Source organism: Streptomyces sp. NPDC029139 (assembly GCF_055564335.1).
In genome coordinates this window covers 172405-194631 of record NZ_JBVHWN010000008.1, presented here as the reverse complement: position 1 = coordinate 194631, position 22227 = coordinate 172405, and the positions used below count along the sequence as shown (strand labels likewise).

The following is a 22227-nucleotide window of genomic DNA, read 5'->3' as shown; positions in this document are numbered from 1 at the left end:
CGTTTCCTGGCACAAGCGTGGCACATCGCCCACGCGGCGCGGGGCGGGGTGCGCGAGGGCGTCGTACGGGCTGTTCAGCGGCAGGTCGGAGCAGCGTCCGCGGTTCGGCCGGGGTTCGGCTGCGCGGTTCGGCCGGCGGCGCGGCGGCCGCGCGGTTCAGCAGCCGTCGTAGCCGGCGGTGGGCATGGAGAGGCGGCGATGCACGTCGGCCTTGGCCGCGGCGTCGTAGACCGGCTCGTCGAGACCCGCGGTCTCCACCCGTACACCGCGCCGCTCGCACTCGGTGAAGAACGCGGTGGCGTCGGTCAACGCCCGGGCGAGAACGCGCTCGTTGGGGGCGACGAAGAGGTCGACGTGTCCGGCCTCCACGTCGTCCCACAGCGCGGCGTGGTCGGGCCGGATCCCGTAGCAGAGCAGTTGTCTCGTCACGACGTAGCCCTTGTCGAGGGCCCAGCGGGCGCACATCTCGTGCTGGCTGCGCGTGTCGACGAGGAAGGGGTCGCTGTCCAGTTCCTCGAGCGGGGTGAGGCTGGCGATCGCCGCCACCCGACCCCCGGAAACACCGTCCATGGACCGACCCTACTCCGAACCCGGACGCCCGAGGACGGCGTCCCTCTCCGCCCGAACACCTGACCGATCCACCCCGTCCGGGAGCACAGCGGCGAGCTCACGGCGACGAGTTCAGGGCAGCGACTTCACGGCGGCATCCTCGGGGCGGCGAGCTCACGGCGGTGCGGAGTAGCCGCAGGTGTGGCAGATCCGCCAGCCGTCCTGGGTGACGGCCAGCACGCCCCCGCAGCGCGGGCACTGCGCCGAATGGCAGGTCGTCCCCATCGTGCTCACCACGGCTCCCATCGCCTTGCTCCCCGATGGCTACCCCCGGGCCCCGCCCTCACGCCCGACGTCACCCCCTCCGCCGCCCGCCGCCCGCCGCCCGCCGCGGCCCTCTACCCTCGGTACCAGTGCATCCGGCTCGGGCGAAGGGCGGCGTACCGGTGGAGGTCACCTGGTGGGGTCATGCCACCTGCACGATCGAGGACTCCGGGGTCCGGTTCCTCACCGATCCGCTCTTCGCCGGCCGGCTGGCGCACCTGCGCCGAAGGCGCGGGGCGCTGCCCCCGCCCGAGGCGACGGTGGCCGAGGCGGTCCTGGTCTCCCATCTGCACGCCGACCATCTGCATCCGCCCTCCCTGGCCCGGCTCGCTCCCGGGACGCGGTTGATCGTGCCGCGCGGCGCGCCGGGCGCCGTCGGGGGGCTGCGCAAGCTCGCCGACCGGGGGCTGCGGCTGACGGAGGTCGGTGCGGGCGACGCGGTGACGGTGGAGGGCGTGACGGTACGGGCCGTGCCGGCGCTGCACGACGGCCGGCGTCTTCCCGTGGGGCCGCACCGCTCCCCCGCGCTCGGGTACGTCGTCGAGGGCGAGGCGCGGACGTACTTCGCCGGCGACACCGGTCTGTTCGACGGGATGGCCGAGGCGGTCGGTCCGGTGGACGTGGCGCTGCTGCCGGTGGGCGGCTGGGGTCCGTACCTGGGGCACGGTCATCTGGACGCCGAGCGGGCGGCGCGGGCGCTCGCGGCGCTCTCCCCGGCGGCCGCGGTCCCGGTGCACTACGGCACGTACTGGCCGATCGGGATGGACGCGATCCGGCCGCACGAATTCCACTCGCCCGGCGGCGAGTTCGTCCGGCACGCGGCGCGGCTCGCGCCGAAGGTGGCGGTCCACCCGCTGGGCCACGGCGAGCGGGTGCGGCCCGAGGTCGCCCGGTGATCAGCGGTCTGATGGGGGCCCTCGGGGCGGTACGGGAGCTGCCGCCGGAGACGACGCAGCAGGCCGCCGGCTACCCCACGCTGTTCCTGCTGGTGGCGCTCGGCGCGCTGGTGCCGGTGGTGCCGACGGGCGCGATCGTCAGCTCGGCGGCCGTGGTCGCCTTCCACCAGTCGTCCCCGCTCGCGCTGCTCTTCGTGTTCCTGGTGGCCGCGTTCGCCGCGCTCCTGGGCGATGCGGCGCTGTACTGGCTGGGGCGACGCGGCGTCCGCTCCAGGAACGGCTCGCACTGGCTCGCGGTGCTGCGGGGCCGCGCCGCGCCCGACCGGCTCGCGCAGGCTCAGGCGAAGCTGGAGACCCACCAGGTGTCGGTGCTGATCCTGTCGCGGCTGGTGCCGGCCGGACGGATTCCGGTGATGCTGGCGTGTCTGCTGGCGGAGATGCCGCTGCGCCGGTTCGTCCGCGGGGACCTGCCGGCCTGTCTGGCGTGGGCGGCGACGTACCAGCTGATCGGGATTCTGGGCGGCTCGCTGTTCCCGGAGCCGTGGCAGGGCGTGGTGGCGGCCGTGGCGCTGGCGGTACTGGTGAGTGGGGCCCCCGCGCTGTGGCGGCGGGTGCGCGGACCGCGGCGGGCGCCGGAGACGCGGGACGCGTCGGGGTCCGGGACCTCAGAGAGCGAGACGTCAGGGAACGAGACGCCGGGGAGCGAGACGTCAGGGAGCGAGAACGCGTGAGGCACCGACGGGGAGGTCCCACAGGTCCTCGCGGCGCAGTCCGGCGCGCGTCCAGGCGGCCCTGACCCTGGTGAGGGGTTCGAGGACCGGCTCCGAGGAGAGCACGAAGGTCGCCCAGTGCATCGGCGCCATCCGCCGTGCCCCGAGGTCCTGGAAGGCGCGGACGGCCTCCTCGGGGTCGGTGTGGACGTCGCTCAGCCACCAGCGCGGGTCGTAGGCGCCGATCGGGAGGAGCGCGAGGTCGATCCCGGGATGCCGGCGTCCGATCTCGGCGAACCAGTGGCCGTAGCCCGTGTCGCCGGCGAAGTACACCTTCCGGTGGTGGCGGTCGGTGAGCACCCAGCCGCCCCACAGGGAGCGGCAGGTGTCGAGGAGGGTCCGCTTGGACCAGTGGTGGGCGGGGACGAACTCGAAGCGCACGCCGTCGAGTTCGGCCGCCTCCCACCAGTCGAGCTCGGTGACCCGCTGGAACCCGCGACGGGTGAACCAGCGGCCGAGGCCGGCGGGGACGAAGATCGGTGTGGTGCGTGGCATCCGTCTGAGGGTGGGGGCGTCGAGGTGGTCGAAGTGGTTGTGGCTGATGACGACCGCGTCCACCGGAGGGAGGTCCTCCCAGCGCACCCCGACGGGGGTGATCCTGGTCGGGGTGCCCAGGATCCGGCGGGACCAGACGGGGTCGGTGAGGACGGTCAGGCCGCCGAGGCGCAGGATCCAGCTGGCGTGGCCGGCCCAGGTGACGGCGAGGGTGTCGGGCCCGGCGGCGGGCAGCGGGCCGGGCTCGAACGGCAGCAGCGGGATGTCGCGCAGGCCCTCGGGGCCGGGGCGCACGGCCCCCTCACGGGCGAGCCGGGCCATGGCGCGGACCCCGGGGAGCGGTGCGGTGAGACGGTCGGCGAAGGAGCGCGGCCAGTCGTGCCGGATCCGGCCGACGGGCTGCAGGACGGGCGCGGGGGCGGGGGCCGTCCCGTCGTGGGGTGCGGTCCCGTCGTGGCGTGCGGTGTGCGGGGCCTGCGTCGGCCGTGCCGTCTGTTCCGTCATCTGCGGGCTCCGATCTGCGCAGTTCGTCGGGGACGTCTTACTGGCGTACGTACGGTCGTCCGGGGGCGAAGTGCCCCGGGCGTCACCGGAGTTCCTCCAGGGCGGCCCCGAAGGCGCTCAACGCGCGGGCCACGTGCGGCAGTGCCACGGGGTCGGCCGATGTGAGGGACTCCATCCGCTCCTCCTCCGTCGATCCCAGGAACGCGCCGGTGTCGAAACGTACGCGCAGGGCGCCGAGTTCGTCGCCGAAGCGGTGTCCGCCGGGCACCGGGGTGCCCAGCCGCCCGCTGAGGTGGTTCTCCAGCTCCATGGAGTCGGTGACGCCTCGGGCGGAGAGCCCGGCCCGGAGCGGACCGAGGTCGGCGTAGAGGTGGCGGCCCGCCTGCGGGGGCCGGGCGAGGGCGCCGGCGGTGAGGACCGCCTGGTGCGCCGCGGCGGCCACGCGCGCGTGGAGGGCGGCGGAGCAGGCGGCGCGGACGGTGACGTCCTCCGGTTCGTCGAGGGCGTGCGCGGCGGCGGGGGCGACCGGCCCCGCGACGAAGGCGCCGAGCGCGGTGAGGATGTCGAGGGTCCGGGCGCGGGGGTCGGTGTAGCGGTCCGCGCGGGCCGCGCCGCCGGGCGGGAAGCGGGCCACGGCGCAGGGCCAGGCGGCCGGGGCGAGGGCGCCGGCCAGGTCGTACAGCACGGTGACGTCGTCCGGGCACATCTCGGCGGGGCTGAGGAGCACGGTGTCGTGGCGCCGGTGCAGGGTGTCGCGCCAGGTCTCGTCGCTGATGATGTGCAGCCCCTCGGCGACGGCGGCCTCGCACGCCTCACGGACCAGTTCGGGCGGGGCGACGGTGGCGGTGGGGTCGTCGGCGACGGAGAGCAGCAGCACGCGGGGATGCCCGCCTTCGGCGCGGATCCGCCGGACGGTCTCGAGCAGGGCGTACGGATCGGGCACGCCACCGCACTCGGCGGGCGTGGGCACGTGGTAGGCGGGGCGCCCGAGGAGGCGGGCCTGGGGGGTCCACCAGGCGGGACAGGGCCGGGGCAGCAGGACGTCGCCGCCGTACGCGGCGATGAGGGCGAGCAGGAGGGGCTGCGCGCCCGGGGCGGCGACGACGTCCTCGGCGTGGGCGCGCAGGCCGCGGCGCCACCAGTAACCGACGGCGGCCTCGCGGAGCACCGGGCCGCCGCCGGGCGGTTCCACGGCGGTACGGTCCGCCGCGGCGGCGAGGATCGCGGCGAGTCCGGGGAGCACGGGCAGGCCGGGTTCCGGGGCCGGCGGCCCGTAGCGCACCGGTCCGCGGCCTTCCGGGGCCGTCTGCCGCATCTCCCGCACCTCCTGAGCACCCGGTGATGCCCGTACGACACCCCTACTGCCCTTTATACGAAGGTTCGCGGGGATTCGCTGATTCTGCCGAGGCCCGGACGGCGTCGGAGGCCGCGTCGCCGACGTCGGAGCCTGCGCCCTTTCCGGGGCGCCGGGCCGGGGCCGTCCGGGTGAGAAACGGGAGGTCGCCCCGGGGGCGGCGGGTGACGGCGACATGGCTGCGACTGCTTCCTGGGATGCGTCGGCGGACTCACCGCACAAGGACGCGCTCCAGCATCAGTTCGACGGCGGAGACGATCGCGTCCGCGTCGATGCCGGCGTCGTGGAGCTGCTCCTCCGGGGTGGCGGAGTGGGGCATGGAGCGTACGGCGAGGCGTGCCAGCCGCGGCACGTCGCCGTGACCGTTGGCGTAGGCCTCGGCGACCGCGTCGCCGAGGCCGCCCTCGGGGTGGTGGTCCTCCACGGTCAGGACGCACCCGGTGTCCCGGGCCGCCCGGTCGAGGGTCGCGGTGTCCACCGGCTTCACCGAGTAGAGGTCGATCACCCGGACGGGCAGGCCGAGCTCGGCGAGCCGGTCGGCGGCCTTGAGGGCCTCGTGCACGGTCACCCCGGCCGCGACGACGGTCGCCCGGTCGTCCTCCCCGTGGCTGCGGAGCACCTTGCTCCCGCCGACCGGGAAGTCCTCATCGGGGCCGTACACGACGGGGGTGCCGCCGCGCGTGGTGCGCAGGTAGCGGACGCCGTCGAGATCGGCCATGGTCCGCACGAGCTTCGCCGTCTGGTTGGCGTCGCAGGGGTAGAGGACGGTGCTGCCGTGCACGGCCCGCAGCATCGCCAGGTCCTCGAGGCCCATCTGGCTGGGCCCGTCCTGGCCGATGGAGACCCCCGCGTGGGACCCGACGAGGTTGATCCCGGCCCGGCTGACGGACGCCATGCGGACGAAGTCGTAGGCGCGGGTGAGGAACGCGGCGAAGGTGGAGGCGTACGGGACGTAACCGCGCGCCTGGAGCCCGACGGCGGCCCCGACCAGCTGCTGTTCGGCGATCCAGCACTCGAAGTAGCGCTCGGGGTGGGCCTTCGCGAAGTATTCGGTACGGGTCGAGTCGCTCACCTCGCCGTCCAGGGCGACGACGTCGCCGCGCGCCTCCCCGAGGGCGGCGAGGGCGTGGCCGTAGGCGTCCCGGGTGGCGACCTTCTCCCCCTTGTCGTACCGGGGGAGCCGTGGTGTGCCGTCCCTGACGGGACGCGGCACCAGCGCGGCGGGCGGATCGGTGACCCGTACCTGCAGCTCGCTCGGACCGCCCAGCTCGGCGATGGCGGCCTCGGCGTCGGGGAGCGGTTTGCCGTGCATGCCCTCGCGGTTCTCGACCGCGACGACGCCCCGGCCCTTGCGGGTGGCGGCGAGGACGGCGGTGGGCCGGCGGGCAGTGGCGCGCGCCTCGCGCAGCGCCGCGTCGACGGCCCGGACGTCGTGGCCGTCGATCCGTACGGTGTGCCAGCCGAAGGCCTCGAGGCGGGCGGCGTACGCGCCCAGGTCGTGCTGGTGGCGGGTGGGGCCGCGCTGGCCGAGGCGGTTGACGTCGACGATCAGGGTGAGGTTGTCCAGGCCGCAGTAGGCGGCGTGCTCGACGGCCTCCCAGACGGACCCCTCGGCCATCTCGCTGTCCCCGCAGACCACCCACACCTGGTACGGGACGCGGTCGAGGAACTTCCCGGCCAGGGCCATGCCGACCCCGACCGGCAGCCCTTGCCCCAGGGAGCCGGTGGCGACGTCGACCCAGGGCAGCCGGGGTGTCGGGTGCCCTTCGAGGAGGCTTCCCTTGCGGCGGAAGGTGAGGAGCTCGCCCTCGCCGACGACGCCGGCGGCCCGGTACATCGCGTAGAGCAGCGGCGAGGCGTGTCCCTTGGACAGGACGAGCCGGTCGTTGCCCGGATGGTCGGGGCGGTCGAAGTCGTAGCGCAGGTGCTGGGCGAGCAGCACGGCGCCGATCTCCGCGGCCGACATCGAGGAGGTCGGGTGGCCGGAGCCGGCCGCGTCGGCGGCCCGCACCGCGTCGACGCGCAGCTGCCGCGCGAGCGAGGACATCGTTTCGTACCGCATCACGAACCTTCCTCCACGAGCCTTCGCGGCGGCCGGGCCTGCTGGGTCAATCGAGCGGCTACCCAGCGGCCGGGGGCGTATGCCGGGGATTCCCGGGATCCCTTCGGATCCGCGAACCCGTTGCCCACATGGCGAGATTGGGATCTCAACATGCGGAGTGAGCGCGTACCGTGGCCGTACCCACCCACACGAGGGAGAACGGTCATGAGTCATGCCTCCGAGCAGCCCCGGCCGCAGGAGACCGCCGTCTACACCCACGGGCACCACGAGTCGGTGCTGCGGTCGCACAGCTGGCGGACCGCCGCGAACTCCGCGGCCTATCTGATCCCCGAACTGCGCCCGGGACTGGCCGTCCTGGACGTGGGCTGCGGACCCGGGACCATCACCGCCGACCTGGCCGCCCTGGTCACGCCCGGCCGGGTGACCGGCGTGGACGCGGCGCAGGACGTGCTGGACAAGGCGCGTGCCACGGCCGCCGAACGGGGCCTGGACAACGTGGAGTTCGCGGTGGCCGACGTGCACGCCCTGGACTTTCCCGACGACTCGTTCGACGTCGTCCACGCCCACCAGGTGCTGCAGCATGTGGGTGACCCGGTGCGGGCGCTGCGCGAGATGCGGAGGGTCTGCCGGCCGGGCGGTGTCGTCGCCGCCCGGGACAGCGACTACGGGGCCTTCACCTGGTATCCCGAATCGCCCGGCCTGGAGCGGTGGCAGGAGCTGTACCGCCGCGTCGCGCGGGCCAACGGCGGGGAACCCGACGCGGGGCGGCGGCTGTTCGCCTGGGCGCGCCGGGCGGGGTTCACGGACGTCACCACGACGGCCGGCACGTGGTGTTTCGCGACGCCGGACGAGCGGGCGTGGTGGAGCGGCCTGTGGGCGGACCGGACGACGGAGTCGGTGTACGCGGAGCTGGCCGTGGACGGCGGGCACGCGACGCCCGGGGCGCTGGCCGACATCGCCGAGGTGTGGCGGGAATGGGGCCGGCGGGAGGACGCCTGGTTCATGGTCCCGCACGGCGAGATCCTGTGCCGCGTCTCCTGAGCGTCAACTAGGCTCGCCCGCATGGAGATTCTGGGGACCACGCTGCGCGTCTGCGTCGACGATCTCGATGCGGCGGTCGACTTCTACGAGCGGCTCACCGGCGCCTCCGCCCTGCGCTTCGAGCGGGGCGGCGTGGCGGTCGCGGCCGTCGGATGCTTTCTGCTGATGAGCGGACCCGAGGCGGAGCTCGAAGTGCTGCGCAAGGTCACCGCGACCATTTCCGTCCAGGACGTGGACGCGGCGTTCACCTCGCTGACGGCGGCGGGCGCCAGGGTCCTCGCGGGCCCGGTCCCGACCCCGGTGGGCCGCAATCTGATCGCGGCCCACCCGGACGGCTCGGTCTTCGAGTACGTCGACCGCCGGGCCTGATCCGGCCCGCTCCACCGGCCCCGGCACGGGGGGTACGGCCCGCGTCGAGGACGGCGCGGGCCGTCGCACGTCGGCCCGGACGTCAGGATCCGGCGAGGGCGTCCACCACGAGGTCCGTGAGCAGGGCGCCGGCCGTGCCGTCGGGGTCGAGATCGGGGTCGTAGATCGTGACGTTGAGTCCGGCGCAGCGCTCGGAACGGACCAAGGTGCGCAGTAGCGGGGCGAGTTCGTGGGGCAGCAGCCCGTCCGGGTCGGGGCTGTCGACGGCCGGCATCACGGAGGGGTCGAGGACGTCGGCGTCGAGGTGGACCCAGAAGCCGTCGAGGGACGGGGTCTCGAAAGCGGTGACCGTGGCGGCCGCGAGTTCGGCCGGTCCCCAGGCGCGCAGTTCGGAGACGGTGACGACGGGGATCTTCAGGGCCCGCAGCTCGGCGCTGTCGGCGTCGAAGGCGTCACGGATGCCGAACAGCCGCACGTCCTCGTCACGGAGGTAGGGCTTCAGGCCCTCCAGGTCGGTGAGGTCGTCCTGCCCGCGTCCGGTGGCGAGCGCCAGCTCCTCGCCTCCCGCGGCACCGACCCGGTCGGAGTTGCCGGGGTGGCGGAAGTCGTGGGAGGCGTCGATCGCGGCAAGTCCGTACCGGCCGATGCGGCGCAGGGCCAGGGAGGCACCGAGCTGGATGGAACAGTCGCCGCCGAGCACGAGGGGGAAGTCCCCGGCCCGTACGTGCCGCTCGATCCGGTCGGCGAGGGTTCGGGTGTAGCGGGCGAGGGCGGCCGCGTTGAAGACGCCGTCGCCCTCCTGCCAGTCGCCCCGGTCGTAGCGGGGCGGGACGACGACCCCGCCCTCCAGCGCGCCGAGCCGCTGCACGATCCGGTTCTCACGCAGGGCGCCGGCGAGCTTGTAGCAGCCGGGGACGGTGCCGGGGGCCGGCGGGCGCAGACCGAGGTTGGAGGGTGCGTCGAGGGCCACGATATTCCGCATGCGCCTCATCCTCGCCGTCGTAGTCTGACTCTTCAACGCCTGCGGTGGACAACGTGAGGACCAGGGGAATGAGCACCCAGCACACCTATCGAGTGATCGTGCGCGGCGCGTTCGACGGCCTGTCGGAGGAGAGCCGGAGCCGGCTGCTCGCCGAGGTCGACGCGCACGGCATGTCGTCGATGCGGTTCACCCCCGAGGGCTCGTTGACGTACGACCGGACGCTGAAGCACTTCTCGTACCGCCTGGTCGTGGTCTCGGACGCGGCGGACGGCGAGGAGATGGCCGCGGCGATCGCCGAGGACCGGGTGGAGACGGCGCTCAAGGAGCTCGGGCACGCCCACGGCGCCCTGTCGTCCTCCGTCACGGACCTGGACACCATGAAGATCAACTACAAGCGCTGACCGCTGGGCGGCCGCCGACGCCTGGGGAAGGCGCGCGGGGAGCCCGGCGCGGGCGGGACTGCGTCGGCACCCCCTACCGCCGGGCCGAGCGGACCTTCCTGGGGCAGGACTCCCCCTTCTTCACCACACCGATCACGACCGCCGCCCGGCCGTCGAGCGCCACGCCCTCGTCCGGATGCTGGGTGCAGACCGTCCAGTGGGGCGGCCACAGCACCCGCCGGTCGCTCCCGGCGACGTCGTGGACGTCGAGGCGGGTGCGGGGGTCGAGCGTGGTGAAGACCCGCCAGAGGCCCTTGCCGAGGAAGGAGGGCATCGGCGGGGCGTCCTTCTCGGTCACCGCCCCCTCCCCCGCCGTGACGGCAACCGCCGCGAGCGCGAGGACGGCGCCCGTGACCAGGACCGCCGCCCTCCTCATGCGCGCCTCCGGGCCGCCGCGGCGTACCGGCGGATTGCGGTCCGACCGGGCGTGGGGCGTCCGCCGCACCCGGGCCGGTCCGTGCTCGCTGTCTCCTGGGGACTCATGCCCGGACCTTCCCGTCCTCGTACGCGACCGCCCCCGTGGGACCAGGATGGAGGGATCCGGTCCGCACGGGGGCGGTGGGCGGGCCGTACGGGTGAGGGTGCGGCCTCGCCCGGGGCCCGTTCAGTGGTGGGTGAGCACCGGCCGCGGCGCGTCGGCCGGGGTTTCGGCCGGGTCCGGGCGCTGGATGAGCAGGGCCGTCACGACGCCGATGCCGAGCAGCGCGAGGGCCGTGTACATGGCGTGCTGGTAGCCGGCCTCGGTCGGACCGCCCGCGTCGCTGCCCGCCGTGATCATCGCGGAGGCCAGGGCGATGCCCAGCGAGGCACCGATGCCGAAGCAGGCGCCGTTGAGGCCGGAGAGCGAACCGGGCTTGTCCCGGGGGGCCGTGGTGACCGCGAGGCCGTTGAGACCGGTCAGCATGAACCCGCCGTACGTGACGCCGAGTGCCGCGAGCGAGGCGACCAGGATCCACTCGTTGTGCAGGAAGAACGTGGCGAAGAGGAAGATCGCGAAGTTGGCGACGGCGCCGGTGACGACGATGGTGCGCCAGCCGATCTTCGGACCGAGGCGGCCGGTCAGCGGGGCGGACACCACCCCGATCAGCTGGATCGGGGTGAGGAAGAGGACGGCCGCGGTGACGGCGGAGAGGCCGAGGCCGACCCGGGCGTCCTGGGAGAAGAGCGGGATCGTGAGCGCGATGGCACCGAAGGCGCCGCCCAGGGTGCAGACCGTGGTGAGCAGCAGCGGCCAGGCGCGGCGGGAGGCGAGTACGTCGATGTCGATGACGGGGTTGGCCGCGCTCTTCTGCGAGACGACGAAGAAGACGAGGGCGGCGAGTCCGCCGAGCAGGAAGCCGAGGGTGAGGACGGAGGTCCAGCCCCAGGCGGCGCCCTGGGCGAGGCCGACGAGGATGCCGGTGAGGCCGAGCGCGAGGGCGGCGATGCCGCGGGAGTCGAAGCGGCCGTCGGTCGCGGTGGCCGGGACGTCGGGGACGTACTTCCGTACGCCGATCAGGCCCGATACGGCGATCAGGGTGGAGCAGACGAAGATGCCGCGGAAGCCGATGGTGTCCGCGATCTGGCCGCCGGCGATGGCGTCGACACCCGCGAGACCGCCGTTGACGGCGGTGATGATGCCCGCGGCCTTGCCGAACCCGGCCGGAGTCAGCGACTGGTTGAGGGTGAGGAAGGCGAGGGTGAACATCGCGGCGGAGATGCCCTGGAGGATCCGTCCGGCGATGAAGACCTCGATGTTCGGCGCGAAGACGCAGAGCAGGTTTCCGGCGATCAGCACGAAGGCGCACACGATCATCATCGGCTTGCGGCCGCGCTGGTCGCTGAGGCGGGCGAGCGTCACCTGGCCGATGGCCGCCATCAGGAAGAAGAGGGTCTGCGAGAGACCGGCGGCCGCCGTGGTGGTGCCGAGGCGCTCGATGACATCCGGCAGCGCGGGGCTGAGCATCGTGGCGTTGATCTGGTAGCCGAGGACGGCGAGCACCATCGCCATCAGCATGGGCCCACGGCCCTTGAGGTCGGATGTGACTGACATGTGGGCCCCTTTGCCGTGGATGTCATGGATGTCATGGCGGTGAATCGAGCTTGTCTGACAAGCAACGCCCAGACAGAGTGAGTTCTACGCGCGTCACACGTCAAGTCCCTTTGACCTGTGATTCCGGATACCGTTCACTTGCCGACAAGCAGGCGTAGGAGGGGCAGTGGCAGTCAGCGGAACGCGGCGACGACCGGTCGTGGTGCTCTACGAGCGGATCGCGGACGCCATCCACGACGGCACCTATCCCCCGGGTTCGACCCTCCCCTCCGAGCCGAAACTCGCCGGCGAGCTGGGCGTCAGCCGCCCCGCCCTGCGCGAGGCGCTGCTCCTGCTACAGGAGGACGGCCTGCTGTCCGTACGGCGCGGGGTGGGCCGGACCGTCAACGACCACCCGCCCCGGCGCGGCTTCGAGCACATCCAGCCGCTGGAGGAGCTGATCGGCGCAGGCGGGCCGTTGCGCGTGCGGGCGCTGCTGCGAGCGGTCGAGGAGCCGACCGACTTCACCACCCAGCACCTGCTCGCCCCGGCCCGGGCTGACCTGCGGTTCTGGGAGTCGCTGCTGGCCGGGGAGGGGGCGGCGGCGGCGCTCAGCCAGGAGTGGGCGGCGGACGACGATGTACTGGAACGGACGCATCCGGCTTTCGCCGAGGCGCTGCGCACCGAGTTGGCGCCCGAGCGGACCTCGATGCTGGCGGTGCTCGTCGGCGCCTCGCGCGGAGTGCCGCTCGCGGCCCACAGCAGCGTGACCGCGACGCTGCTCGGCCAGCGCCGCGGCGAGCAGCTCGGCCGCCCCGCCGACACCCCGGCGGTGCTGGTCACCCAGGTCGTACGGGTCGGGGACACTCCGGTCCTGGCGGCCAAGCACATGCTCCCGACGGGGGCCCCGGCGCTCCCGGTGCTCCAGTCCAACTGATCCCCCGAGCACCCTGTCACCCCCTGTCACAGCGGCGGCGGCTCGGCGTGGCGTACACTTCCGCGCCATGCACTTGTCTGACAACCTCGCCGCCCCTGTCGCGCCCACCGTCGCCGACTGGATCCGCCAGGCCCCGAAGGCCGTCCTCCACGACCACCTGGACGGTGGCCTGCGCCCCGCCACCATCGTCGAACTGGCCCGGGAGTGCGGTTACACCGCGCTGCCCACCGAGGACCCGGCCGCGCTCGCGGTCTGGTTCCGGGACGCCGCCGACTCCGGCTCGCTGGAGCGCTACCTGGAGACCTTCGCCCACACCTGCGCGGTGATGCAGACCCGCGACGCGCTGCACCGCATCGCGGCCGAGTGCGCCGAGGACCTGGCGGCGGACGGGGTCGTGTACGCCGAGATCCGCTACGCCCCCGAGCAGCACCTGGCTGCCGGCCTGACCCTCGACGAGGTCGTCGAGGCCGTGAACGACGGCTTCCGCGAGGGCGAGCGCCGCACCGGCGGCCGGATCACGGTCCGCGCCCTCCTCACCGGCATGCGCCACACCGACCGGTCCCTGGAGATCGCGCGGCTCACCGTGGCCCACCGCGACCGCGGCGTGGCCGGCTTCGACATCGCCGGCGGCGAGATAGGCAACCCGCCGGCCCGCCACCTCCCGGCCTTCCAGCACCTCAAGCGGCACAACTGCCACTTCACGATCCACGCCGGCGAGGCGGTCGGCGCGGAGTCGATCCACGAGGCCGTCCAGGTCTGTGGCAGCGAGCGCATCGGCCACGGCGTGCGGATCACGGACGACATCGCCGAGGACGGCACGCTCGGTCACCTGGCCGCATACGTCCGCGACAACCGGATCGCGCTGGAGGTCTGCCCGACCTCCAACCTCCAGACGGGCGCGGCGAAGGACTACGCCTCGCACCCGATCGACGAGCTGCGCCGGCTCGGGTTCCGCGTCACGCTCAACACGGACAACCGGCTGGTCTCCGGCACCACCATGAGCGAGGAGTTCCAGCACATGGTGGACGCCTTCGGGTACGGCCCGGAGGTCTTCGAGGAGTTCACGGTCGCCGCGCTCGACGCCGCCTTCCTGCCCCTGCCCGAGCGCCGGCGACTGATCGACGAGGTCGTCCGCCCGGGCTACGCGGCGCTCGCGGCCCGCTAGGGAGTGTCGCGGAGGGGGCGCGGCGGCCCGACCGCGGGAATCCACGTCGCCGCCCCCCGGCGGACCGCCGCCGGCCGCCCTCACCGCCCCGAAGCGGCCCGGCGCTTTCCGCAGCAGAGCGTTCACTCACACTCATTGCAACAGACCACCCTCAATCTGTTGCGTTAAACCGCAGATCGTTGCAATGAAACTTCTCAACTGACCTGCAAATACGCGACTTTCACGCAACAAGCTCGTTGCCTGACCTTCAAAGGCAACGTAGCGTTTCTCTTGTCAGAAACGGCGGGCCGACAGAGAGCCCGCCCCTATGAAGGAGAAGCACGATGCAGAAGTTCGCCACCCCCGGCCCGGTCTCCGCCGTCCTCGAGATCCCCGCGGGACTCATCCGGTTCATCGCGACCGACCGGGCCGACACCACCGTCGAGATCCTGCCCGCCGACGCCGCCAAGGGCCGCGACGTGAAGACCGCCGAGCGGACGGAGGTCACCTACCGCGACGGCGTCCTGCGGATCGAGACCCCGGCGGCCGAGAACCGGATCCTCGGCGCCGCCGGATCCCTCGACATCACCGTCCAGCTGCCCGCCGGATCCCACGTCGAGGCCAAGACTGCCGCCGCGGAGCTCCGCGGCGTCGGACGGCTCGGCGACGTCGCCTTCGAGAGCGCGCACGGCACCGTCAAGCTCGACGAGACCGGAGGCGCCCGCCTCACCCTCCTCGCCGGCGACGTCAGCGTCGGACGCCTGGGAGGACCCGCCGAGATCAGCACCCAGAAGGGCGATCTCCGCATCGCCGAGGCCGTGCAGGGCACCGTCACGCTGCGCACCGAGCACGGTGACATCTCCGTCGGCGCCGCCCGCGGGGCCTCGGCCTCTCTCGACGCGTCCACCTCCTACGGCCGTATCCACAACGCGCTGCGGAACTCCGACGGAGACGCCCCCGGCCTGGCCATCCACGCCACCACCGCTTACGGCGACATCACCGCCCGCAGCCTGTGACGCACCACCCGGCCGGAGGACGCCGACGCGAGGTCAAGGTCTCGCGGAGGACATGGGGAGGACGTGACGGGACGCACGCCCTCCCCGCGCCCGTGGCGGACCTTGAGATACTGCCGGGTATGGACATCGAACGCAGGAACAACGTCACCGTCACCGGTAACCCGCAGGGACCGACGGTGGTTCTGGCTCACGGCTTCGGCTGTGATCAGAACATGTGGCGTCTGACCGTGCCTGCGCTGGTCGATGACTACAAGGTGGTGCTGTTCGACTACGTGGGTTCGGGCCGCTCGGATCTCTCCGCCTTCACGCGGGACCGGTACGCCTCCCTGGACGGCTACGCCCGGGACGTGGTGGAGGTGTGCGAGGCGCTCGACCTCGAGGACGCGGTGTTCGTGGGCCACTCGGTCAGCGCGATGATCGGGGTCCTGGCCGCCGAGGCCGCCCCGGAGCGCATCGGAGCGCTGGTGATGGTCGCTCCCTCGCCGCGGTACATCGATGACGTCGGCTACCGCGGCGGCTTCAGCGCCGAGGACATCGACGAGCTGCTGGAGTCACTGGAGTCGAACTACCTCGGATGGTCCTCCGCGATGGCACCGGTGATCATGGGGAACCCGGACCGGCCCGAGCTGGGAGCGGAGCTGACCAACAGCTTCTGCGCCACGGACCCGGAGATGGCCAGGGTCTTCGCCCGTACGACCTTCCTGTCGGACTCCCGCGACGACCTGAAGGGGGTCTGCGTGCCGACGCTGGTGCTGGACTGCACCCAGGACGTCATCGCTCCCCGGGAGGTCGGTGCCTTCGTCCACCGGACGATCCCGGGCTCGACACTGATCACGCTGGACGCCACCGGGCACTGCCCCCACATGTCCGCGCCCGAGGCCACCAACGAGGCCATCCTCACCTTCCTCTCGGACCTGCGGTGATGGGCCGCGCCGGGCGCCGGCCCGACCGCCACGGAGCGGATGCCGAAGAACCCTCCCGGGCGGCCTTCGCCGCGCTGCTCGAGGACAGCGCCGAGGAGCTGTACGAGAGCGCGCCGTGCGGATACATGTCCACGCTGATGGACGGCACCATCGCGAAGATCAACGCCACTCTGCTCGGTTGGCTCGGCCTGGAGCGGGAGGCGGTGGTGGGCCGCATGCGGTTCGTCGATCTGCTGACCGTCGGCGGAAAGCTGTATCACGAGACCCACTTCGCGCCGCTGCTGCGGATGCAGGGTGAGATCGGGGGCATAGCCCTGGAGATCAGACAGGCCGGCGGCGAGCGGATGCCTGTTCTGGTCTCCTCCGTGGTCAAGTACGCCGCCAGTGGTGAGCCGATGCTCATCCGTACCACCGTCTTCGACGCCCGGGACCGCCGCGCCTACGAGGAAGAGCTCCTGCGAGGCCGCGAAGCGGCCGAGGCGGCGCGCCGACAGGCGGAGGCCGACCGGGCCCGCCTCCAGGACGCCCTCGCCGTGCTGCAGAAGTCCCTGCTCCCGGACTCCCTGCCGACGATGCCCGGGATGGAGGCCGCCGCGTACTACCACACGGCTTCCGTCGACCGGCTCGGCGGCGACTTCTACGACGTCTTCGCCATCGACGGCAAGCGCTGGGCGTTCTTCCTGGGCGACGTGTGCGGCAAGGGCCCCCAGGCCGCCGCCGTCACCTCGCTGACCCGCTACACCCTGCGCGCCGCCGCCCTGCACGACCCCGACCCCGTCACCGCCCTCACCACCCTGAACAAGGTGCTCCACGAGCGCTACAGCGGCGGGGACCCGCGCTACTGCACGGCGGTCTTCGGGATCCTCGAACCAGATTCCGGAACGGGAGACGTCACCGTCCGGCTCGCCTCGGGCGGCCACCCCCCGGTCCTCGTGCTGCGTGCCGACGGTACGGCCGACTTCCTGCCCACACCCGGCGGCCTCCTCGTCGGCATCCTGCCCGATCCGCCCTTCGCCGCCGCCTCCACCGTCCTCGCCCCCGGCGACACCCTCCTGCTCTACACCGACGGAATCACCGAGGCCCGCACCGGCGAGGACCGCACCACCCTGTACGGGGACGAAGCCCTGCGCGCCTTCACCGCCCGGCACGCCGGCAAGCCCCCACAAGCCGTCGTCAAGGCCCTGACCGAGCTGCTGGACACCTTCGGCGACGGCCTCGACGACGACACCGCCCTGCTCGCCCTCGGCGTCCCCGCCGAAGACCCGTCGACGAAGAACCCACGATGACTCCACTGAAGATCCTCACCCGAGACACCGCCACCGGTCCCGTCCTGGAGATCCTGGGCGCCCTCGACTACGCCAGCGCCCCGGAACTGCGCGAGCTGGTCACCACGCTCTTCCTCCAGCCGGGCCAACGCCTCGTCCTGGACCTGGCCGGCATGGACTTCTGCGACTCCAGCGGCATTACCGCCCTGATCGCCGCCCGCAACCACGCCCACGCGGCTCAGGCCGACATCGCGCTGGCCGCGGTCCCCGCCAACACGCTGCGCATCCTGACCATCGTCGGCCTCGACCGGATATTCGCCCTGCTCCCCGACAGCGACACCACCGCCCGGGCCTGACGGGCGACACGGGGCGCCCCCGGCGAGCGCCCCGGCGCCTTCGTCGACGTGGGCGCCGTGCGGTCAGCTGTCGGCCGGCATCAGGCGGGTCACCTTGCCCTTGCGGTCGGCGTCCAGATAGCCGGAGTCGTACTCGTCACCGATGTAGACGGCGATGCCGGCCTCGGTGTCGAACAGGTTGTTGGGCTGCCTGATCACCAGATAACGCGTCGTGGGCTGCTTGACGTTGAGGTCCTTCTCCGCCCTGGCGATCAGGGCGGGCAGGACGTCCCAGTCGTACGTGTCCAGGCCGACCGGGAGATCGCCCCCCGAGAGCGTGCCCTTCATCGTGGTCCGGCTGACGCCCTCGCCCACCCGGTAGGAGTAGGTCTCGTAGCGGGTCTTGCTGCCCTTGACCATCATCTCCGCCGACACGTACTCGGGGTACACGACGAAGCGGCCCACCTGGTCGGTGCCCGCGGCCGCCTTGAGTTCCCGCACGGCCACACGGATGCCGTCCGGCGTGAGGAGGTTCCCCTCGGCCACGGTCTTCGTGGGATCGGGCGCGGCGGTCCGCGAGCCGGCGGACGCGGACGCGGAGGCCGAGGTGGAGGCGGCCGGGGATGCCGCGGGCCCGCCGGTGCCCCGCTCCCCCGCGTCCGGCAGCAGGAACCACGTCAGGACGCCCGCGGCCACGGTGGCCACGGCGGACGAGGCGATCGCGACCCGCCTGCCCGGCCGGGAGGAGCGGGCGAGCGAAGAGGCAGCGGGGCGGGTGGGGCCTCCGGGATACGGGGTGTGCGGGGTGTGCGGGGCGGACGGAGGTCCGAAGCTCCCTGGCGGCACGGGGACCTTGAACGGATCGCGCACCGCGCCCGGAGTGGGTACGCCCGGGGTGGGTGCGACCGGGGTGGGCGGGCCGAAGCCCGCGGGCGGGGCCACCGGGGCCGCCGGGTGGGCGGCCGGGGCGGGGGCCAGCCGGTAGGAGGTGGCCTCGCCCACGGGGCTCGACGCCCGGTCTGCCTCGGCGTTCCCCGCGACCTGGGCGAGCATGCGGTCGAAGGTCTCGGGATCGGGGCGCGCGGCAGGGTCCTTGACGAGCACGGCGGTCAGGGCGCCGGTCAGCGGGCCCGCGTGGCGGGGAGGGGGAAGTTCTTCGGTGAGGACGGCCGCCAGGGTGGCGAGGGTGGTGTTCCTGCGCAGCGGGTGGTGGCCCTCGACGGCGACGTACAGCATCATCGCGAGCGACCACAGGTCGGCGTCCGGCCCGCCCTCGCCGCCGGAGATGCGCTCGGGTGCCATGTAGTCGGGGGTGCCGATGATCGATCCGGTGGCGGTGAGCGCCGTGGATTCCCGGATGGAGGCGATCCCGAAGTCGGTGAGGACCGGGCGCCCGTCGGGCCGCAGCAGGACGTTGGCGGGCTTGACGTCCCGGTGCTGGATGCCCACCTCGTGCGCGGCGCGCAGTGCGGCCAGCACCTCGCGCCCGATCCGTGCGGCGTCGGGGGGTGTCAAAGGGCCCCGGCCGAGGCGGTCCTGGAGCGAGCCGCCGGTCACCAGTTCCATGACCAGCCAGGGGTAGGCGTGTTCGGCTCCGTCCACGACGTGGTGGATCGTCACCACGTTGGGGTGCTGGACCCGGGCCAGGGCCCGCGCCTCCCGCAGCACGCGAGCGCGCAGCATCGCGGTGGCGTGCGGGTCGGACTCGGCCAGGCCCGGATCGGGCGGCCGTACTTCCTTGAGAGCGACGGCCCGGTCGAGGACCAGGTCACGTGCCCGCCACACCTTGCCCATACCGCCGCCGCCGAGTGGCGCTTCCAGTTCGAAGCGCCCGTCGATGACCCGTCTGCCAGATTCTCCGTCGTTCACGGGCGGAAGCCTACGAGGACGCGGTGACATTCCCCGACTCGGGCCGCCCTCACCCGTTGCGGCCCGTCGATCGCCCTTGACGGCCGTGGGTCCCCGGGCGGGAGCCCACGGCCGTCGATGTCGCTCTTGCGCCCGCTACGCCGGTACGAGCGGTCCGCGCGACACCGCCGCGTCGAGCCGGACCGACCGGTCCGGGCCGGCCGATCGGTCCAGCCTGGCCTCGATGACGGCCCGGACGGCCGGCCACTCCTCGTCGAGGATCGAGTAGAAGGCGGTGCTGCGCACGGCGCCGTCGAGCCCTCGTGAGTGAGCCCGGTGCACGCCCTCGCAGGTGGCGCCCAGGCGCTCGATCGCGGCCCGCGAGCGCAGGTTCCGGGCGTCGGCCCGCATCGAGATCCGCCGTACGCCCCACACCTCGAAGGCGTGGCGCAGCATCAGCAGCTTGGCCTCGGTGTTGATGCCGGTGCCCTGCGCCCGCGGCGCGAGCCAGGTGTTGCCGATCTCGGCCGCGTCGGGGACCGCGGTGGCCGGGTCGCCGTGCGGCACACCCGGTACGGCCGGCCAGACCAGCGGCCCCTGCCAGTAGTCGAGCTGCAGGAACCTGGTCGCGCCCACGACCCGTCCGTCGCGCGCGCTCACGACGGCGAAGGGCAGCGCCCGGCCCGCGCCCTGTTCGGCGAGGGCGCGTTCGATGTAGACCAGTGCCGTCTCCGGACTGTGCGGGACGGGGGTGAACGCGTACGTCGTACGGTCCTCGGCACCAGCGGCGGCGATCGCGGCGGCGTGGTGCGGAGCGAGAGGCTCCAGCCGCACGGTGCGGCCGGTGAGCACAACGGGAAGCGGCACGGGGCCTTCGGTCTTTCTAGGAGGGGGGATGTGCCGCCACGCACCGGCGTATCACGATGCGAGAGGCGGAGGCACAGTCTCCGTCCCGGTGCCCACGAAATGGGAAAAGAAAAGGTAAAGAACAGCGGACGGTCGTGTGAATCCACACGGCCGGCCTACTGGTCCACGAGACAGGCCCGCGTACCTGTCTCGTGGACCAGGCTTCAGCCCACCCGGCCGCGCACGACGGGGAGCTCCAGCGTTCCGGTGTCCTCGGGGGCGCTGACGACCGTCACCGGCTTGATCCCGCGGTTGCCGACGTACGCGGTGTCGCTCGCCGCGATCACGAACTGCAGTCGGTGGCCCGTCTCGTAGCGGTGCACGATGCCCGGCAGCTCCACCGTGAAGGGCCGGGTCGCGTCCGGGACCCGCACGGGCGCCACGAGCCGGTTGACGAGGGTCTTCGTCCCGTCCGGCGCGATGTCGTAGACCTTCGCGAAGAGCACGAGCTTGTCGGCGGCGTCGCCGGAGTCCTGGACGCGCTCGGTCTTCGGCGAGACGACCCGGAGCGTCGCCCTGGGGGCGCCGACGAGGTCGACGGGCGCGGTGAGCGGGGCGCTGGTCCAGCCGAGGTAGGTGCCCCTGGTGTCGTACGGATGGGGGTCGGGCAGGCCGATCATTCCGGCGAGCGAGGACTCCGAGTGGCTGGTGGGGACGAGCCAGTTGCTGTACTGGCGCGAGCCCCGGGCGACCTTGGCGCGGTTGTCGACGAGCTTGCCGTCCCCGGACAGGTAGAGCTTCTGGCTGAGGGCCGGGACGGTGGCGGCGGTGCCGTAGCCGCTCTGCCAGGAGCGGTAGTAGGCGAACTCCGGACCGGTGCCGGTGCTGCCGTCACGTCGCAGGTACCGGTCGAACCAGGCGAGGACGCGCTGTCCGACGTAACTCGTCTCCAGATTGCCCTGTGCGAGGTTCAGTTCCCCGGCGGCGGGGTCGGTGATGCCGCCGCTGTGCCCCCACGACTGCCAGATCATCTTGGTCTCGACGCCCCGGGCCTGGAGCCGCTCATAGGTGTCCTGGGCCTCGTTGAGGTTGAAGAGGCTGTCGGACTGGCCCTGGACGATCAGGGTCGGCGCCTTGACGCGGTCGAGGTAGGAGACCGGGGAGACGCTCCGCGCGAAGTCGAGCATCTTCTTCGACTCGTCCTGCGGGTAGCGGCCGGAGTTGAGCAGCCGGACGGTGTCGCAGGCGTCGGTGACGAAGTGCAGACAGCCGAGCGTGTTGATTCGGGTGGGGTCGAGGGAGGGGGCGAGCAGCGGCTGCCCCTCGCCGATCAGGTAGAAGCCGTTGGCCCACTGCCATTTGAAGACGCCGGGGGTGTCGCGGTCGGCGCCGTTGGGGGCGAGGGAGTAGGCGAGGTCGTTCCAGGTGATGAGCGGGACGAGGGCGTCGAGGCGGGGGTCGACGGAGGCGGTGGCCAGCTGGACGGCGCCGCCGTAGGAGCCGCCGATCATGCCGACGCGCGGGTCGCCCGCGCCGTCCTTGGTGACGAAGTCGGCACGGGTGCCGTCGTCGGCGGCGCGGGTGCCGCCGAGGAAGTCGACGAGCCGGGCGGCTGCCTGTCCGTCGATCCGCGGGTCGTCGAGGGAGATCAGACAGCCGGACTTCCCGAAGCCGAGCCCGGAGTAGACGAGTCCGACGTAGCCCCGGGCGGCGAAGGCCCTCCCGATGGCGTCGGTGGACCCGTCCGCCTTGCTGCCGCCGAACCCGTTGGTGGCGAGCACGGCGGGCGCCGGGTGCGCGGCGTCCACTCCCGCCGGGCGGTAGAGATCGGCGTCGACGGCGCAGGTGCGGTCGCCGGCCCGGACCGTGAAGGTCAGCGGGGTGACGGTGTACGAGCCGGGTTCGGCGCCGCTCGCCGGTGCGGCGATCATCAGGGGAAGGGCGACCGCCGTGCCGGCGACCAGGGCGAGGGCCTTGGCGGATGGGGGCAGGGCGCGGGACGCGGACACGGACACGGGGGCCTCCACACTGAGGATTACCGACTGGTAAGTACCGAGCCGGGCCCATGGTGTGACACGTGTCATATCCTCGTCAACATGCCGGACAGCGCTTGTTG

21 protein-coding genes are annotated in these 22227 nt (G+C 73.0%); 11 read left to right on the top strand and 10 right to left on the bottom strand.

What is annotated here, in order from left to right; translation table 11 throughout:
- Positions 1–156: 156 nt before the first annotated feature.
- Positions 157–570, bottom strand: a complete 414-nt coding sequence (locus ACZ4VW_RS20095; RefSeq protein ID WP_467964144.1) for a recombinase family protein — start codon at positions 568–570, stop codon at positions 157–159.
- 425 nt (positions 571–995) lie between these two features.
- Between ACZ4VW_RS20095 and ACZ4VW_RS20090 the strand changes: the two genes are divergently transcribed.
- Positions 996–1769, top strand: coding sequence for an MBL fold metallo-hydrolase (locus ACZ4VW_RS20090; protein ID WP_467964338.1), 774 nt, complete (start codon positions 996–998; stop codon positions 1767–1769).
- Positions 1770–1780: 11 nt separating this feature from the next.
- Entirely contained in the window at positions 1781–2500 is a 720-nt protein-coding gene (locus ACZ4VW_RS20085; RefSeq protein ID WP_467964336.1) for a DedA family protein, read from the top strand.
- Here the strand turns inward: ACZ4VW_RS20085 and ACZ4VW_RS20080 are convergent.
- The 3 genes from ACZ4VW_RS20080 to ACZ4VW_RS20070 all read right to left on the bottom strand — a co-directional run bounded on the left by ACZ4VW_RS20080 (position 2480) and on the right by ACZ4VW_RS20070 (position 6954).
- Positions 2480–3538 (bottom strand): MBL fold metallo-hydrolase, encoded by a 1059-nt coding sequence (locus ACZ4VW_RS20080; RefSeq protein ID WP_467964142.1) that lies wholly within the window; start codon positions 3536–3538, stop codon positions 2480–2482. The two genes, ACZ4VW_RS20085 and ACZ4VW_RS20080, sit on opposite strands and share 21 nt — an antisense overlap.
- 82 nt (positions 3539–3620) lie before the next feature.
- Positions 3621–4853, bottom strand: coding sequence for an aminotransferase class I/II-fold pyridoxal phosphate-dependent enzyme (locus ACZ4VW_RS20075; RefSeq protein ID WP_467964140.1), 1233 nt, complete (start codon positions 4851–4853; stop codon positions 3621–3623).
- Between the two features lie 250 nt (positions 4854–5103).
- A complete protein-coding gene (locus ACZ4VW_RS20070) occupies positions 5104–6954 on the bottom strand; it encodes a transketolase (RefSeq protein ID WP_467964138.1) in 1851 nt (616 codons plus the stop codon).
- A 204-nt stretch (positions 6955–7158) separates the two neighbouring features.
- Here ACZ4VW_RS20070 and ACZ4VW_RS20065 point away from each other — a divergent pair, with 204 nt between their 5' ends.
- Together ACZ4VW_RS20065 and ACZ4VW_RS20060 are read left to right on the top strand one after the other, a co-directional pair.
- Positions 7159–7995 (top strand): methyltransferase domain-containing protein, encoded by an 837-nt coding sequence (locus tag ACZ4VW_RS20065; protein WP_467964136.1) that lies wholly within the window; start codon positions 7159–7161, stop codon positions 7993–7995.
- A 21-nt stretch (positions 7996–8016) separates the two neighbouring features.
- Positions 8017–8364, top strand: a complete 348-nt coding sequence (locus ACZ4VW_RS20060; protein WP_467964135.1) for a VOC family protein — start codon at positions 8017–8019, stop codon at positions 8362–8364.
- An 82-nt stretch (positions 8365–8446) separates the two neighbouring features.
- Here ACZ4VW_RS20060 and ACZ4VW_RS20055 read toward each other — a convergent pair whose 3' ends face one another.
- On the bottom strand, positions 8447–9346 hold the full coding sequence (locus tag ACZ4VW_RS20055) for an arginase family protein (RefSeq protein ID WP_467964133.1): 900 nt from the start codon (positions 9344–9346) through the stop codon (positions 8447–8449).
- Positions 9347–9414: 68 nt separating this feature from the next.
- On the opposite strand from ACZ4VW_RS20055, the gene ACZ4VW_RS20050 reads away from it, so the two are divergent.
- Entirely contained in the window at positions 9415–9747 is a 333-nt protein-coding gene (locus ACZ4VW_RS20050) for a DUF6204 family protein (RefSeq protein WP_467964131.1), read from the top strand.
- Positions 9748–9820: 73 nt separating this feature from the next.
- Here the strand turns inward: ACZ4VW_RS20050 and ACZ4VW_RS20045 are convergent, their stop codons facing one another.
- A complete protein-coding gene (locus ACZ4VW_RS20045; RefSeq protein WP_467964129.1) occupies positions 9821–10162 on the bottom strand; it encodes a hypothetical protein in 342 nt (113 codons plus the stop codon).
- Between the two features lie 228 nt (positions 10163–10390).
- Positions 10391–11818 carry an MFS transporter gene (locus ACZ4VW_RS20040; protein WP_467964127.1) on the bottom strand — a complete coding sequence of 476 codons (1428 nt, stop codon included), beginning with the start codon at positions 11816–11818 and terminating at the stop codon, positions 10391–10393.
- Between the two features lie 166 nt (positions 11819–11984).
- Here ACZ4VW_RS20040 and ACZ4VW_RS20035 point away from each other — a divergent pair, with 166 nt between their 5' ends.
- From ACZ4VW_RS20035 to ACZ4VW_RS20010, 6 genes are all read left to right on the top strand, one after another.
- A complete protein-coding gene (locus ACZ4VW_RS20035) occupies positions 11985–12734 on the top strand; it encodes a GntR family transcriptional regulator (protein WP_467964125.1) in 750 nt (249 codons plus the stop codon).
- A gap of 67 nt (positions 12735–12801) precedes the next feature.
- On the top strand, positions 12802–13899 hold the full coding sequence (locus ACZ4VW_RS20030) for an adenosine deaminase (RefSeq protein WP_467964123.1): 1098 nt from the start codon (positions 12802–12804) through the stop codon (positions 13897–13899).
- Positions 13900–14222: 323 nt separating this feature from the next.
- Positions 14223–14894 (top strand): DUF4097 family beta strand repeat-containing protein, encoded by a 672-nt coding sequence (locus ACZ4VW_RS20025; protein ID WP_467964121.1) that lies wholly within the window; start codon positions 14223–14225, stop codon positions 14892–14894.
- A gap of 119 nt (positions 14895–15013) precedes the next feature.
- Entirely contained in the window at positions 15014–15817 is an 804-nt protein-coding gene (locus ACZ4VW_RS20020; protein ID WP_467964119.1) for an alpha/beta fold hydrolase, read from the top strand.
- On the top strand, positions 15817–17103 hold the full coding sequence (locus ACZ4VW_RS20015) for a PP2C family protein-serine/threonine phosphatase (RefSeq protein ID WP_467964117.1): 1287 nt from the start codon (positions 15817–15819) through the stop codon (positions 17101–17103). Before ACZ4VW_RS20020 ends, ACZ4VW_RS20015 begins: the two co-directional genes overlap by 1 nt.
- On the top strand, positions 17100–17438 hold the full coding sequence (locus tag ACZ4VW_RS20010; RefSeq protein WP_467964115.1) for an STAS domain-containing protein: 339 nt from the start codon (positions 17100–17102) through the stop codon (positions 17436–17438). The genes ACZ4VW_RS20015 and ACZ4VW_RS20010 overlap by 4 nt, the downstream gene beginning before the upstream one ends.
- 63 nt (positions 17439–17501) lie before the next feature.
- Here ACZ4VW_RS20010 and ACZ4VW_RS20005 read toward each other — a convergent pair whose 3' ends face one another.
- From ACZ4VW_RS20005 to ACZ4VW_RS19995, 3 genes are all read right to left on the bottom strand, one after another.
- Positions 17502–19286: a serine/threonine-protein kinase gene (locus ACZ4VW_RS20005; protein WP_467964113.1), complete on the bottom strand. Its 1785-nt coding sequence runs from the start codon at positions 19284–19286 to the stop codon at positions 17502–17504.
- Between the two features lie 135 nt (positions 19287–19421).
- The gene (locus tag ACZ4VW_RS20000; protein WP_467964111.1) at positions 19422–20132 is read right to left on the bottom strand and encodes a GNAT family N-acetyltransferase; all 711 of its coding nucleotides are present in this window, start codon (positions 20130–20132) and stop codon (positions 19422–19424) included.
- A 203-nt stretch (positions 20133–20335) separates the two neighbouring features.
- Positions 20336–22042 (bottom strand): CocE/NonD family hydrolase, encoded by a 1707-nt coding sequence (locus ACZ4VW_RS19995; protein WP_467964335.1) that lies wholly within the window; start codon positions 22040–22042, stop codon positions 20336–20338.
- Positions 22043–22227: the final 185 nt, after the last annotated feature.